The sequence below is a fragment of the Vineibacter terrae genome, assembly GCF_008039615.1.
In the GTDB taxonomy this organism is placed as follows: domain Bacteria; phylum Pseudomonadota; class Alphaproteobacteria; order Reyranellales; family Reyranellaceae; genus Vineibacter; species Vineibacter terrae.
In genome coordinates this window covers 39,441-54,514 of record NZ_VDUZ01000041.1, presented here as the reverse complement: position 1 = coordinate 54,514, position 15,074 = coordinate 39,441, and the positions used below count along the sequence as shown (strand labels likewise).

Genomic DNA, 15,074 nt, shown 5'->3' with positions numbered 1-15,074 from the left:
GCGTGGCGCGCTATGTCCGCGGTGATGCGGCCGACGGCAGCAGGCGCCCCCATTGCCGCAGGAACGTCCTGGCCGGCAGCTCGACCCAGACATGGGTGGCGTGCGCGACCGGCAGCGTGATCGCGATGATCACCGGTATCAGCACCCAGGGTTGCCAGGCTTTGCCGGTGATCACCCCGTGCTGGACAGCGGCGACATACAGGGCGCTCACGATGAGCACGAGCATGTAGTGGGTGAGGTAGAGCGCGTAGGAGATGCGCCCCAGCCATTGCAGCGGCGCCAGCAACAGGATCGGGCAGAAGCCGCCGCGATCGTGGCTGCAGGCCAGGATCAGCACGGCGCAGGCCAGGGGCACGGTGTAGTTGAGATAGGGCGCGCTGCGGCCCGGCACGGCCAGCACGACCAGCAGCATGGCGATAGCCGCGATCTGCAGCACGGTCAGCGTCCGCGTCGTTGGGCGCGGCAGCAGCCCGTGCAGCCCGCGTGCGGCAATGCCCAGGGCGAACCCGACCATGTTGCGGATGAAGCCCAGGTCATGCATGGCATTGAAGCTCGGTGTCCTCGCCGCCATCAGGGCGAAGCCGCCGATCGCGATCAGGATCGGGACGGCGAACGGCCTGTCCGGCCGTATCAGGCCGACCCAGAACAACGCGCCGAACACCACATAGGTATAGAGCTCGGTGCTGATGCTCCAGCTCGGGACGTTGAAGGAGGGACCGTCGAGCAGGTTGAGCGCGTGAATCACCGCCAGGTTGGCAAGGAACGACCAGATGTCGTTATGCGCGAAGAGCGGCTCGATCGAGGCGGCGAGGCTGCCGCCGATCTCGATCGTCAGCGCCTGGAAGGCGACGAAGGCCACCAGCGTCACGAAATGCAGCGGGTAGATGCGCGCGACGCGTAGCCAGAGGAACCGGGCATAGCCAGCCCGGTCTTCGATCCGCCCGCCATAGACATGGAAGATGATGAAGCCGGACAGGACGAAGAACAGATCGACGCCGATGTAGAAATTGTCGAAATAGAACGGCAGGCCAAGCCGGTCGTCGAGGTGGTACAGCACGATCGCCAAAGCGCCGATGCCGCGGATCGCCTCGAGCGACCGGAGGTAGCCTGCAGATATGCCTTCGGACATGGGCGCCGGGTATAGCATCCCGGCGTCAGTCGACAATACGCACCTTGACGTAGCTGCCGGGTGCGTCCTCGAGCGCCGGCAGGCCGCCCTTGGCCGGATCGCGCGCCGGCACCTTGGGGCCGCTCAGCGGCGCCAGCCACTTGTCCCAGTCGTTCCACCACGAGCCCTTGTGCTCCGTGGCACCCGCCATCCAGGCCTCGAAGGTGGGCGGGTTCCTGGGCGTGTCGTTGAGCCAATGCTGGTACTTCTTGGCCGCCGGCGGGTTGACCACGCCGGCGATATGGCCGGAGCCCGCCAGCATGAAGCGCACCGGCCCGCTGAACACCTGCGTCAGCTTGTAGACCGACCGCAGCGGCGCGATGTGGTCCTCCTTGCCGGCCTGGATGTAGCAGGGCACCGCCACCTTGCGCAGGTCGATCGGCACGTTGCAGAGCGTGATGCCGCCGGGCTGCACCAGCAGGTTCTTCTGGTACATGTTGCGCAGATAGTAGCTGTGCATCGCCGCCGGCAGGCGCGTGGCGTCGGAGTTCCAGTACAGCAGGTCGAACGGGAAGGGGTCCTTGCCCATCAGGTAGTTGTTGACCACGAACGACCAGATCAGGTCGTTCGCGCGCAGCAGGTTGAACGTGGTCGCCATCTCGGTGCCGTCCATGTAGCCGCGCTGCTTGGCCATCGCCTCGATGTTGCTGATCTGCTCCTCGTCGATGAACACCGTCAGCTCGCCGGCCTCGGTGAAATCCACCTGGGCAGTGAAGAAGGTGCAGGCGGCGATGCGATCGTCGTTGCGGGCCGCCATCCAGGCCAGGGTCGCCGCCATCAGCGTGCCGCCGATGCAGTAGCCGATGGCCGACACCTTGCGCACGCCGGTCGTCTTCTCGATGGCATCGAGCGCCGCCAGCGGGCCCTCGATCATGTAGTCCTCGAAAGTCTTTTCGGCGAGCTTCTCGTCGGGATTCACCCAGGAGATCACGAACACCGTGTAGCCCTGGGCAGTGGCCCAGCGGATGAACGAGTTCTCGGGCTTTAGGTCCAGGATGTAGAACTTGTTGATCCACGGCGGCACGATCAGCAGCGGCCGCTCGTAGACCTCGTCGGTCGTCGGGCTGAACTGCAGCAGCTGCATCATGGCGTTCTGGAACACGACCTTGCCCGGCGCCGTCGCGACGTTGCGGCCGACCTCGAAGGCCTTCATGTCGGTCTGGCGGATCGCCAGCCGGCCCTTGCCGCGCTCCAGGTCCTCCAGCACGTTGCGCAGGCCCTTGACCAGGTTCTCGCCGCCGCTCTCCACGGTCGCGCGCAGCACCTGCGGGTTGGTCGCCACGAAATTCGTCGGCGCCATGGCGTCGACGAACTGCCGCATGTGGAAATCGATCTTCTTGCGCTCGTGCTCGCCCAGGCCGTCGACCTCCTTGCTAAGCCCCATCAGCCAGCGCGAGGTCAGCAGGTAGGACTGCTTGACGTAGTCGAAGATCGCCTCGTCGCGCCAGGCCGGGTCGGCGAACCGCTTGTCCCTGGGTGAGTCGATCACCGGCTCGGACGGCTTGCCCATCATGCGATCGGCCGTCGCCTGCCACAGACGCATGTACTGCTGCATCAGCTCCATCTGGGCGGCCACCACCTTCTGCGGATCGGCCATCAGCTTGGCAGTGAAATCGAGGAAGGTGCCGGTCAGGTTCAGGACGTCGGCCGGGGCGCTGGTGGGGCCCTCCTTGGCCTGCTTCTCGGCGAAATCCTGCAGCAGGCGCTGGCTGCGCTCGGCGATGTCCTTCCAGGCCTCCTGCAGGGCCGTCGGATCAGGCAGGCGGGGCGTCGGACCTGATGTTGTATCCGGCATGTCGTCTTCCTCCCGGGAACGCAGATGCGCTTGTCAAATCATTGCCTTTGTGCCGATTAGGGCGATAATCACGCACGACTTCTCAAGGTCGTGTATAGGCACATTAGGAAGCCTGTCGGCAGGCGTCAAACGGATGGCAGGGGTGGTCGCATCTATGCAACGGGAATGCATTCCAGGAGCTTGCGCATGATCCGCAGCCGCTTCGTCATCGCGCTGCCGCTTGCCCTGTCGGTGGCCGGCCTGGCCGCCTGCAACGATAGCCCGCCGCCCCCGCCGCAACGCGTCGAGCCGGCGCCGGCCGGCGACGGCCAGAGCTATCCCAACCTGGGGACGGTCCCGGAGCGGCCGCAGACGACCACGGCCGCCGACCGCGCGGCGCTGGCCGGCCAGCTGTCCTCCGATCGGGCGCGGGCCCGCTATGGCGACGACGCCCAACCGATAGACGAAACACGCGGCTCGGTGATCGGTTCCCAGGCGCGGCGCCGGCCGCCGCAGGCGCAGGAGCCGGCCGGCGGGGCGCCGGACGCACCGCCGCCACGGACGCCGGCGGGCGGCGAGCCGCCGCCGAACCCGCGCTGATCGCGCTCGACTTCCGCGGCGCGAATCGGCACAACCGCGCGCAAGCCGGCCCGTCCGCGGGCCGGCTCCGCCAGGAGACCCTCGACCGCCGCCCTGGCGCGGCCATCAAGAAGGCTATTGGCCATGGACGACACCGAATTCCACCGCATCAAGCGTCTGCCGCCCTATGTGTTCGCCGAAGTGAACGCGATGAAGGCCAAGGCGCGCGCGGCCGGGCAGGACGTGATCGACCTCGGCATGGGCAACCCTGACCTGCCGACGCCGCCGCACATCGTGGCCAAGCTGGCCGAGGTGGCCGGCAACCCCAACACCCACGGCTACTCCAACTCGCGCGGAATCCCCGGCCTGCGCAAGGCCCAGGCGCGCTACTACGCCCGCCGCTTCGGGGTCGAGCTCGATCCGGAAAGCGAGATCATCGTCACCATCGGCTCGAAGGAGGGGCTCGCCAACCTGGCGCAGGCCATCACCTCGCCGGGCGACATCATCCTGGTGCCGAACCCCAGCTATCCCATCCATCCCTACGGCTTCATCATCGCCGGCGGGTCGATCCGCCACATCCCGGTCCCCGGCCAGACCACCATCGACGAGTTCATGCCGGCGCTCGACCGCGCCGTGCGCCACAGCGTGCCCAAGCCGCTGGCCCTGGTGCTGAACTATCCGTCCAACCCCACGGCGCAGGTGGTCGACCTCGAGTTCTACCGGCCGGTGGTCGACTACTGCCGCAAGGCGGGGATCTGGATCCTGTCCGACCTTGCCTATGCCGAGATCTACTTCGACGACGTGCCGCCGCCGTCGATCCTGCAGATTCCCGGCGCGCGTGACATCGCCGTCGAGTTCACCTCGATGAGCAAGACCTACTCGATGGCGGGCTGGCGCATCGGCTTCGCCGCCGGCAACCGGCGCCTGATCCAGGCCCTGACGCGGATCAAGTCGTACCTCGACTACGGCGCCTTCACGCCGGTGCAGGTCGCGGCCGTGGCCGCCATCGACGGGCCGCAGGATTGCGTCGCAGAAGCACGCGCGACCTACAGGTCGCGGCGTGACGTGCTGATCGAGGGCATGAAGGGCGCGGGCTGGGACATCCCGTCGCCGCCGGCCAGCATGTTCGCCTGGGCGCCGTTGCCCGCGGCTTTCGCCGAGCTGGGCTCGCTGGCCTTCTCCAAGCTGCTGCTGACCCAGGCCAATGTCGCGGTCTCGCCCGGCATCGGCTTCGGCGAGTACGGCGATCATCACGTGCGTATCGCCATGGTCGAGAACAAGCACCGCATCCGCCAGGCGATCCGCAACATCCGTGCCGTGCTGGCCGACCCCGACAAGGCGATCGACCTCTATCAGAGCGGCCTGGGCGACAACATCACCCGCCTGAAGGCGCGCGCCTGAGCCGCGGATCCAGTCATCATGTCCCAACCGATTCGCATCGGCATCGCCGGCCTCGGCACGGTCGGCGCCGGCACCGTCAAGCTGCTGCGCGAGCATGCCGAGCTGCTGGCGCTGCGCTGCGGCCGCCCGTTGCAGGTCGTGGCCGCCAGCGCCCGCGATCGCAAGAAGGACCGCGGCGTCGACCTCGCGGGCATCCGCCTGGAGAGCGACCCGCTGGCCCTGGCCACCGCGCCCGACATCGACGTCGTCGTCGAGGTGATCGGCGGCAGCGACGGCGTCGCGCGCCAGGTCATCGAGACCGCGATCGCCGGCGGCAAGCATGTCGTGACGGCCAACAAGGCGCTGCTGGCCCTGCACGGCAGCACCATCGCCGCCCAGGCCGAGGCCAAGGGCGTCATCCTCGGGTTCGAGGCCGCGGTCGCCGGCGGCATCCCGATCATCAAGGCGCTGCGCGAGGGCCTGGTCGGGAACCGGGTGAAGCGCCTCTACGGCATCCTCAACGGCACCTGCAATTACATCCTCACGACCATGCGCGAGAGCGGTCGTGATTTCGCCGACGTGCTGGCCGATGCCCAGAAGCTGGGCTACGCCGAGGCCGATCCCAGCTTCGACGTCGACGGCATCGACGCAGCCCACAAGCTTGCCTTGCTGACGGCAGTGGCCTACGGCCGGCCGGTCGATTTCGCCGGCGTCTATGTCGAGGGCATCCGCAAGGTCGGCGCGCTCGACATCCGCTTCGCCGAGGAGCTCGACTGCCGCATCAAGCTCCTGGGCCTGGCGCGCGAGACCGAGCACGGCATCGAGCAGCGCGTGCATCCCTGCCTGGTGCCGAAGACGGCGCCGATCGCGTCGGTCGACGGCGTGTTCAACGCCGTTGCCGTGGAAGGCGACTTCGTCGGCCAGACCATGTTCGAGGGCCGCGGCGCCGGCGCCGGCCCCACGGCCAGCGCCGTGGTCGCCGACCTCGTGGCCGTGGCGCGCGGGCATGGGCTGCCGGCCTTCGTGGTGCCGGCGGCGCGCCTGGCGTCCAGCCCCGGCTCGCCGATCGAGCGGCATCGCGGCGCCTACTACCTGCGCCTGATGGTGCTGGACCGGCCCGGCGTCATCGCCGACGTCACGGCGGCGCTGCGCGACGAGCAGGTGTCGCTGGAGTCGATGCTGCAGCATGGCCGTGCGCGCGGTCCCGACGACACCGTGCCGGTCGTGCTGACCACGCACGTGACCGAAGAAGCGGCGATGCGCCGTGCCCTGCAGCGCATCGCCGGCTTGGCAATGCTGCGTGAAAAGCCCATCCTGATCCGTATCGAGGATCTCTGAGCGCTTCTGGCGTGGCGGCGCCCGGCCGCCCGCGGGCGCGACCCATGGAGGAAACGACGATGGCCACCACCCAATCCACGATGGACCGCAACCTGGCGCTCGAGGCCGTGCGCGTGACCGAGGCGGCGGCGCTGGCCGCATCCAAGCTGATGGGTCGCGGCAACGAGAAGGCCGCCGACCAGGCCGCGGTCGATTCGATGCGCCAGGCGCTGAACGCGCTCAACATCGAAGGCACCGTCGTGATCGGCGAAGGCGAGCGCGACGAGGCGCCGATGCTGTATATCGGCGAGAAGGTCGGGAACGGCAACGGCCCCAAGATCGACATCGCGCTCGATCCGCTGGAGGGCACCACCATCACCGCCAAGGGCGGCCCCAACGCGCTGGCCGTGATCGCCATGGCGGAGCACGGCAACTTCCTGAACGCGCCCGACGTCTACATGGACAAGATCGCGGTCGGCGGCGGCCTGCCCGATGGCGTCGTCGACCTCGACGCGACGGTGGCGGACAACTTGAAGAACCTCGCCAAGGCCAAGAAGGCCGAGCTGTCGGATCTCGTGGTCTGCATCCTCGACCGTCCGCGCCACGCCGACCTGATCGCCAAGGTGCGCGAGGCCGGCGCCCGCATCATGCTGATCGGAGACGGCGACGTGTCGGGCGTCATCGCCACGTCACAGGCGGAGTCGGGAGTCGACATCTACATGGGCTCGGGCGGCGCGCCGGAGGGCGTGCTGGCGGCAGCGGCGCTGCGCTGCATCGGCGGCCAGATGCAGGGCCGGCTGCTGTTCCGCAACGAGGATGAGAAGACGCGCGCGGCACGCTGGGGGATCAAGGACCTCAACCGCAAATACGGCATGCTCGACATGGCCAAGGGCGACGTGATGTTTGCCGCCACCGGCGTCACCAACGGCTCGATGCTCAAGGGCGTGCGCCGCTTCGCCGGCGGCGCCGAGACCCACTCGCTGGTCATGCGGTCCAAGACCGGCACCGTGCGCTACGTCGAGGCGCGGCACAACTTCAACGTCAAGAGCGGCCTGCCATCCTGGGCTTGAGATGCGAAACGGCTCTCTTGCGCCGATTTTCTAATCAGACCTAGAATAATGGCGCGCCTCGAGCGCGCCATTATCATTTGCGGATAAGCCGGGCCGAACGGCCGGGCAGGAAGGCTTTGCGATGGGCGATGTGTCAGGCGGCGTTCCGCCGATCGTTCCTTTTCTGCATCGCGACGGCGCCAAGCCGTACCTGGGGGGCTCGCGCTGCGAGGCCTGCGGCCATGTCTTCGTGGGTGAGCGCAGCGTCTGCGCCAAATGCGCCGCCCGCGACAAGATGAAGGCGGTGCGCCTGGCCGAGACCGGCAAGCTCTATGTCTACACCGTGGTCAAGCGCAGCTTCCCGGGCGTGGCCGTGCCGTTCGTCGACGCGATCGTCGACCTGGACGACGGCTCGCATTTGAAGGGAACGCTGGAAGGCGTCGAGCCCGACCCGGACCACATCAAGTTCAACATGCGCGTCAAGGTGGCCTACCGTGAGGCGCAGCCGGTGAATTCCGGCGGCAAGCCTTACCTCACCTACTATTTCGTTCCCGCCTGACCTCTGCCTCGGAAAGGGTGCGTGCCATGAGCGACGTCTACATTGTCGGTGTCGACATGATCAGGTTCGGCCGCTTCCCGGACCGGACCGTCCCGAACCTGGCGGCGGAAGCGGCGCTGCTGGCCCTGGATGACGCCGGCCTGACCATCAAGGACATGCAGGCGCTGTTCTGTGGCAATCTCGGCCAGGCCCGCGGCATGATCGGCCAGCGCATGCTGGCGGAGATCGGCCAGACGGGCATTCCCGTGACCAACGTCGCGAATGCCTGCGCCACCGGCGCGACCGCCTTCCGCGATGGCTGGATGTCGATCAAGGCAGGCGTCTACGACCTGGTGCTCGCGGTCGGCGTCGAGCAGATGGGCAAGGGGCTGCTCGGGGGCGGCGAGGGCGTGTCCACGGAAGGCGTGATCGGCTCGGGCACCATGCCGGCGATGTTCTCGCATATCGGGATGGAGCACACCCGTATGTACGGCACGACCTTCGCCCAGTTCGCGCGCGTGTCGGTGAAGAACCACTGGCACTCGACGATGAATCCCAAGTCCATGTACCGCAAGGAGACGCCGCTGCAGGAGGTGATGGCGGCGGAGATGATCGCCTATCCCAACACCAAGCTGATGTGCTCAGTGAATGTCGACGGCTCGGCGGCTGCGGTGCTGGCCTCGGAGAAGAAGGTGAAGCAGCTCGGCCTGATGGACCGGGCGGTGCGCGTGCGCGCCTCGGAGCTGAGCAGCAACCCGTTCGCCGAGCGCCAGCTGGCGATGCCGGACTTCAGCGCCGCGACCCGGCTGGCGGCGAAGAACGCCTACGAGCAGGCCGGCATCGGGCCGCAGGACATCAACCTGGTCGAGCTGCATGATTGCTTCGCGACCGCCGAGATCGTCCACTACGAGAACCTGGGCCTGTGCGCCGACGGCGACGCCGGAAAGCTCATCGATTCGGGCGACACCCAGCTCGGCGGCCGCGTCCCGGTGAACGTCTCGGGCGGCCTGCTGTCGAAGGGGCATCCGCTGGGCGCCACCGGCATCGCCAACATCTACGAGGTGTCGACGCATCTGCGCGGCGCCGCCGGCGAGCGCCAGGTCGAAGGCGCCCGCCTGGGCCTGACGCATGTCGTGGGCGGCGGCCCGGGCATGGGCTCGGCCTGCGCCATCCATGTGCTCGAGAAGGTCTAGCAGGGGACCGCTGACGCGCGTGTTCCGCCAAGGAGGCGTTGTGTGACCGACGGCACGTCTGGCGCCGATGGCGCGGGAGCCCCGGGGTTCGACCCCGCGGCCTTGCGCGAGAGGTACCGCATCGAACGCGACCGCCGTATCCGGACGGACGGCAACACCCAGTACGTCAGGACGGTGGGTGCGTTCGAGCATTATCTCGACGACCCGCATGCCGACCCCGGCTTCACCCGGCCGGCGATCGTGGCGGCAAGCGAGGTCGTCATTGTCGGCGGCGGCTTCGGCGGCCTGATCGCCGCGGCGCGCCTGGTCCAGGCCGGCATCGACGACTTCCGCATCGTCGAGAAGGCTGGCGACTTCGGTGGCACCTGGTACTGGAACCGGTATCCCGGCGCGGCGTGCGACACCGAAAGCTACATCTACATGCCGCTCCTCGAGGAGACCGGCTACGTCCCGACGACGAAATACGCCAAGGCACCCGAGCTGCTAGCGCATGCGCAGCGCATCGGCCGGCATTTCGACCTGTACCGCAGGGCCGTGTTCCAGACCGTCGTCAACGAGGTCCGCTGGGATGACGCGCTCGATCGCTGGACGGTGGTGACCGACAGGGGCGACCGGCTGGCCGCTCGCTTCGTGATCCTGGCCGGCGGCACCACGCTGGGGCGCCCGAAGCTGCCCGGCGTTGCGGGTGTCGAGCGCTTCCAGGGCCACAGCTTCCACACCAGCCGCTGGGACTATGCCTATACCGGCGGCGACAGCTCGGGCGGGCTTGCCGGGCTGAAGGACAAGCGGGTCGGCATCATCGGCACCGGCGCCACGGCGGTGCAGTGCGTTCCGCACCTGGGGCGGGACGCCAAGGAGCTGTTCGTCTTCCAGCGCACGCCCTCGTCCGTGGACGTGCGCAACGACCATCCCACCGACCCGCAATGGGCGCGCAGCCTCAAGCCGGGCTGGCACAAGGAGCGGATCGACAACTTCACCACCGTGATTTCCGGCGGCGAGTTCGACGTCGACCTGGTGAACGACGGCTGGACCGACCTGATCGGCAACATCCTGCTGGCGGCTCGCCGGCGGGCGCAGGCAGGCCAGCCGGTCGAGGATCCCGAAGCCCTGATCCAGCTCGCCGACTACCGCAAGATGGAGCAGGTGCGGGCGCGCATCGATGCCGTGGTCGAGGACCGGCAGACCGCCGAGGCGCTGAAGCCCTGGTACAACCAGTTCTGCAAGCGGCCGTGCTTCCACGACGAGTACCTGCCGACCTTCAACCGGCCCAATGTCCATCTCGTCGACACCAGGGGCAGGGGCGTCGAGCGGATCACCGAGACGGGCGTCGTCGTGGCAGGCCGGGAGTATCCGCTCGATTGCCTGATCTACGCCACCGGCTTCGAGGTCGGCGTCGACTATATCGACAATGTCGGCTTCGACATCTACGGCCGCGGCGGGCAGTCGCTGGCCGACAAATGGAAGGATGGCGCCGAGACGCTGCACAGCCTGCTGACGCGCGGCTTTCCCAACTGCTTCATCGTCGCCACAAGGCAGTCGGGCCAGAGCGCCAACTTCCAGCACATGCTCGACGAGAAGGCGCGGCATATCGCCTTCATCATCGCCGAGGCCCGCGCGCGCGGGATCAAGACCCTGGAGCCCACCGCTGAAGCGGAAAAGGAATGGGGCGACACGATCGTGAAGCTCGCGGTCGGACGCCAGCCCTTCCTGCGCGAGTGCACCCCCGGCTACTACAACAACGAGGGTGGCGAATTCGATATGCGGATCGCCAGGAACAACCAGTACTGGCGCGGGCCGATCGCGTTCATCAGGCTGCTCGACCGCTGGCGCAAGGATGGCTCGATGCCGGGGCTCGAGCTGGCCCACTGAGCCAATACCTGGAATCGCTGCTGACACACCCGTCATCCCGAGCGCAGCGAGGGATCTCCTGCAAGCGACGCAGGGTGCGCCATTCGCGGGAGATCCCTCGCTGCGCTCGGGATGACAATCGCGCCTCACCGCCCACCGATAGCCGGTACTCGATGACCTGCACGCCCTGCGTCCTTTCGCCTGCCGGGGCGGCCGCCTGGGCGCAAGTTATCCGTGATTAACACAGGACGCGGCCCTTGCCGGCGGATCGTCGCGGTGCTTCCGTGACGGCCGCATGACGCTGGCCCTCGCCCCCGTACCCGCCGTCGCCATCGAGTCCGCGTTCCTGGGAGTCGAACGATCGCTGTCGGGCCGGCGCTGGATGCTGCGTGAGGGGGACGAGGCCTGCTCCATGGCCATCGCCCAGCGTCACGGCCTGCCCGATGCGGTGGCCCGGCTGCTGGCGGCGCGCGGCGTCGCGGCGGACGCCGTCGGCGACTTCCTGGAGCCGACGCTGCGGCGCTTCCTGCCCGATCCGTCGCACCTCAAGGACCTCGACGCCGCCGTCGACCGCCTCGTGCGCGCGGTGCGCGCCGGCGAGAAGATCGCCGTGTTCGGCGACTACGACGTCGACGGCGCCACGTCCTCGGCGCTGCTGCTGCGCTTCTTTCGTGCCGTGGGCGGCGACATCCGGGCCTACATCCCCGATCGCCTGAAGGAAGGCTACGGGCCCAACGCGCCGGCGCTGCTGCGCCTGCGCGCGGAAGGCGTCGCCATCGCCGTCACCGTCGACTGCGGCATCACCGCGTTCGAGGCGCTGGAGGCGGCTGCCGAAGCCGGGCTGGAGATGGTCGTGGTCGACCATCACAAGGCCGAGCCGCGCCTGCCGCGCGCCGTGGCGGTGGTGAACCCCAACCGCCAGGACGAGCCCAGCCCGCACAAGCAGATGGCGGCGGTGGGCGTGGCGTTCCTGCTGGTGGTGGGCGTCAACCGCGCGCTGCGCGCCGCCGGCTGGTATGGCGCGCAGCGGCCCGAGCCCGACCTGCGCGATTGGCTCGATCTGGTGGCCTTGGGCACGGTGTGCGATGTCGTGCCGCTCACCGGCGTCAACCGCATGCTGGTGCGCCAGGGCCTGAAGATCCTCAACAACTACGGCAATCCCGGCCTTGCGGCGCTGGCTGACGTGGCGCGCATCAGCGAGCCCGCCGGCGCCTTCCATCTCGGCTTCCTGCTGGGGCCGCGCGTCAACGCCGGCGGCCGCGTCGGCGCCGCCGGCCTGGGCACACGGCTGTTGTCGACCGACGATCCGCAGGAGGCCAAGGGCCTGGCCATGCGGCTGGACGCCTACAACGCCGAGCGCCGCGCCATCGAGGCGGCGGTGCTCGACGCCGCCGTGGCGCAGATCGACGGCGCCGGCGCGGTGCCGCCGGCCGTGGTGGCGGTGGGCGAGGGCTGGCATCCCGGCGTGATCGGCATCGTCGCCAGCCGCCTGGTCGAGCGCTTCCATCGGCCGACCTTCGTGATCGGCATGGACGGCGCGCTCGGCAAGGGCTCCGGCCGGTCGGTGCGCGGTGTCGACCTGGGCAGCATCGTGATCGCCGCGCGCCAGGCCGGGCTGCTGGTCAACGGCGGCGGCCATGCCGCGGCGGCCGGGCTGACGATCGAGCGCGGCCGCCTGGCCGACTGGACCCGTTTCTTCACCGATCACGTGGCCGGAGCGACCGGCGCATCGCCGCCGCCGCGCAGCCTGACCGTCGACGGCGCGCTCAGCCCGCAGGCGGCCTGCGTCGCGCTGGTGCAGAGCATCGCCCAGGTCGGCCCGTTCGGCGCCGGCAATCCCGAGCCGCGCTTCGTGCTGCCGCAGGTGCGCGCGACATGGTCGCGCCCGGTCGGCGACGCCCATATCCGCTGCACCCTGGTCGGCAGCGACGGGGCGCGGGTGTCGGCGATCGCGTTCCGCGCCGCCGGCGAGCCGCTGGGGACGGCGCTGGCCGATACCACCTCGCCCACCCTGCATGTCGCCGGAACATTGCGCATCGACCGCTGGAACGGCACCGAGACCGTGAGCCTGCGCATCGAGGACGCGGCGCTGATACGTGGCGACGGACGTATCGCGGATCGGTCTGTGACGCTCAAAAGCTGACCGCTAGAGATCAGGCTGATGAGGATGGCTGAGACGCGCCATGGCGACTACCCGCGCGCCTCGTACCCTGTGCTTGGCGAGGCGAACGAACATCGTTTCTCGCTGATCGACCAGGTCCATCTCACCGACCCACAATCATCTGAGGCTTCGGTTTGACCACGATACTGAGGACGCGCGATCTTGGTCGCTGTCCAAGCCTTGCGCATGGGAATCGCATCAGCCCAGTTATGGGGGCGGGCCCTGAGCAGAGAGGCGTGAGCAATGCGACGCAAGCTCCTGCCAGTTTCGTCGATCGAAGCTCCTTTGCATATCCGTCACGTGGCGCGGGACCGCCAAGGAGGAAGTCGCTAGGATCCTGAGGTTTTGACGGGAACTCTAGGCCAAGCCGCGAGCAACGACATGTCTTCCTCCGCTGATCTCAACACCAATGACAGGCGCTCGAAATTGATGAAGGGGTTGCTGCTGCACTTCTTTGTCAACATGTCGCTGGCGGCGGATGCGGACGACACGCTGGCGGCCCTGGGCATGGGACGGCCGCACCATCGGATTCTGATGGTGGCCTTGCAGGCGCCAGGCATCACAGTGAACGAGGTGTTGGAGGTCCTCCACGTCACGCACCAGAACATTCGCCTACCGATGAAGAAGCTGGTGGACGGTGGCTATCTGCTCGTCAAGCCTGGCGAGACGGACCGCCGGCAAAGGACGCTGTCCACCTCCGCCAAAGGCCGTAAGCTGGTGGAACGGCTGCTGAGCCGCCAATGGGTGAGACTGGAGCGCACCTACGCTGAAGTCGGTGATGCCGACTTTCAGATCTTCCTTCGTGTGCAGCAGTCGCTGATCGACCCCGCCGATGCGGTTTGGGCGCGCCGGCTGATCGGCGAATAGCCTCTCCTTTCCATTTTTCTTCTGCGAGACCGCCGACGGTTCTGTCGGTGGGCTTTTGCCGTGCCGCGAACAACTGCAAGGGAATTGCAATAAGTAAAGCCCGAAACCCCATCTCATCGCGGCTATCTAGGAATATTATTAATACAATAAGATTGTATTATATCCGAAATGTGCCTAAGCTTTGTCCCGGGCTGTGAGGAGCCCGAAGACAAGATCCGGAGACGGCCATGAAGCGACTGTTCTGCACTGTGCTCGCCTTTGTCGCGCTGGCCTGCTGCGCCGCAGCGTCCGCCCAGGACGCCTCTCCGTCCAAGGTGACGCGCATGATCGTGGTCTATCCTGCGGGCGGCGGCGCCGACCTGCTGGCGCGCACGCTGGGCGACTCCATCACACGGCAGTCGGGCCAGCGTCTGATCGTGGAGAACCGGGCAGGGGCCAGCGGCATGATTGGCACCACGGCATGCAAGAACGCCGCTCCGGATGGCTATACCTACTGCCTCGTGCTGTCGGACGTGGTCACGATTCATCCGCACGTCTTCAAGAAGATCACCTACGACGCCGAGAAGGATCTCGTACCGGTCGCAAGCGTCGCCGACTTTGCCGTGGTTCTCGCCGCCAACAGCACTGTTCCTGTGAAGGACATGAAGGAACTGGCTGCCTATTCCAGGGCCAACAAGGACAAGGTGAACTGGGGCAGCTTCGGTGTGGCGAGCTCATCGCACCTGATGCTGACACGGTTGAACGAATCACTGGACGGCAGCGTGACGCACGTACCCTATCAGGGCGTGCCGCAGCTTATCTCCGCGTTGCTGAACAAGGAGATTGATGTTTCGCTGCTTATCTACGGCCAAGTGGCGCAATACCTCGACAAAGGTCAGATGAAGGTCCTTGGGGTCATGGGTACCCGCCGTGCTCCCATGCTGCCCGACGTGCCGACATTCGTCGAGCAGGGCCTGAACTTCGCGCCCGTGCTGTGGTACGGCGTCTTCGCCCCCGCAGGCACGCCGCCACTCGCCGTCGAGCGCATGAACAAGCTGGTCAACCAGGCGCTGGAGGATGCGGCCGTCCGCAAGGTGCTGGAGACGCAGGGTTTTTTCGCGGCGCCTTCCACACCCACCGCATTCGGCGAGCGGGCGGCCCAGGACCGCAACAGCTGGGGCCCGATCGCCCGTTCGCTGAACCTGTCCCTGGACTGAGCCG

General features: G+C 67.6%; 12 protein-coding genes. 10 read left to right on the top strand and 2 right to left on the bottom strand.

The window, feature by feature from the left end; genetic code table 11:
• Positions 1-10 precede the first annotated feature (10 nt).
• Entirely contained in the window at positions 11-1,129 is a 1,119-nt protein-coding gene (locus FHP25_RS29355; protein ID WP_178133875.1) for an acyltransferase family protein, read from the bottom strand.
• A 25-nt stretch (positions 1,130-1,154) separates the two neighbouring features.
• The gene (locus FHP25_RS29350; protein ID WP_147850544.1) at positions 1,155-2,963 is read right to left on the bottom strand and encodes a PHA/PHB synthase family protein; all 1,809 of its coding nucleotides are present in this window, start codon (positions 2,961-2,963) and stop codon (positions 1,155-1,157) included.
• Between the two features lie 186 nt (positions 2,964-3,149).
• On the opposite strand from FHP25_RS29350, the gene FHP25_RS29345 reads away from it, so the two are divergent.
• The 10 genes from FHP25_RS29345 (at position 3,150) to FHP25_RS29300 (ending at position 15,070) form a co-directional block, all read left to right on the top strand.
• A complete protein-coding gene (locus tag FHP25_RS29345) occupies positions 3,150-3,542 on the top strand; it encodes a hypothetical protein (RefSeq protein ID WP_147850543.1) in 393 nt (130 codons plus the stop codon).
• 123 nt (positions 3,543-3,665) lie between these two features.
• Complete coding sequence (locus tag FHP25_RS29340; protein WP_147850542.1) at positions 3,666-4,922, top strand: LL-diaminopimelate aminotransferase; 1,257 nt, start codon at positions 3,666-3,668, stop codon at positions 4,920-4,922.
• Between the two features lie 18 nt (positions 4,923-4,940).
• A complete protein-coding gene (locus FHP25_RS29335) occupies positions 4,941-6,239 on the top strand; it encodes a homoserine dehydrogenase (RefSeq protein WP_147850541.1) in 1,299 nt (432 codons plus the stop codon).
• Positions 6,240-6,298: 59 nt separating this feature from the next.
• Positions 6,299-7,288, top strand: a complete 990-nt coding sequence (gene glpX / locus FHP25_RS29330; RefSeq protein ID WP_231712520.1) for a class II fructose-bisphosphatase — start codon at positions 6,299-6,301, stop codon at positions 7,286-7,288.
• 121 nt (positions 7,289-7,409) lie between these two features.
• Complete coding sequence (locus FHP25_RS29325) at positions 7,410-7,826, top strand: Zn-ribbon domain-containing OB-fold protein (protein ID WP_147850540.1); 417 nt, start codon at positions 7,410-7,412, stop codon at positions 7,824-7,826.
• 26 nt (positions 7,827-7,852) lie between these two features.
• Positions 7,853-8,998, top strand: coding sequence for a thiolase family protein (locus FHP25_RS29320; protein ID WP_178133874.1), 1,146 nt, complete (start codon positions 7,853-7,855; stop codon positions 8,996-8,998).
• Positions 8,999-9,040: 42 nt separating this feature from the next.
• Positions 9,041-10,867 (top strand): flavin-containing monooxygenase, encoded by a 1,827-nt coding sequence (locus FHP25_RS29315; protein ID WP_147850538.1) that lies wholly within the window; start codon positions 9,041-9,043, stop codon positions 10,865-10,867.
• Between the two features lie 274 nt (positions 10,868-11,141).
• Entirely contained in the window at positions 11,142-12,989 is a 1,848-nt protein-coding gene (gene recJ, locus FHP25_RS29310; RefSeq protein ID WP_147850537.1) for a single-stranded-DNA-specific exonuclease RecJ, read from the top strand.
• Between the two features lie 399 nt (positions 12,990-13,388).
• Positions 13,389-13,874 carry a MarR family winged helix-turn-helix transcriptional regulator gene (locus tag FHP25_RS29305; protein WP_147850536.1) on the top strand — a complete coding sequence of 162 codons (486 nt, stop codon included), beginning with the start codon at positions 13,389-13,391 and terminating at the stop codon, positions 13,872-13,874.
• A gap of 227 nt (positions 13,875-14,101) precedes the next feature.
• Positions 14,102-15,070, top strand: a complete 969-nt coding sequence (locus FHP25_RS29300) for a Bug family tripartite tricarboxylate transporter substrate binding protein (protein WP_147850535.1) — start codon at positions 14,102-14,104, stop codon at positions 15,068-15,070.
• Positions 15,071-15,074 lie beyond the last annotated feature (4 nt).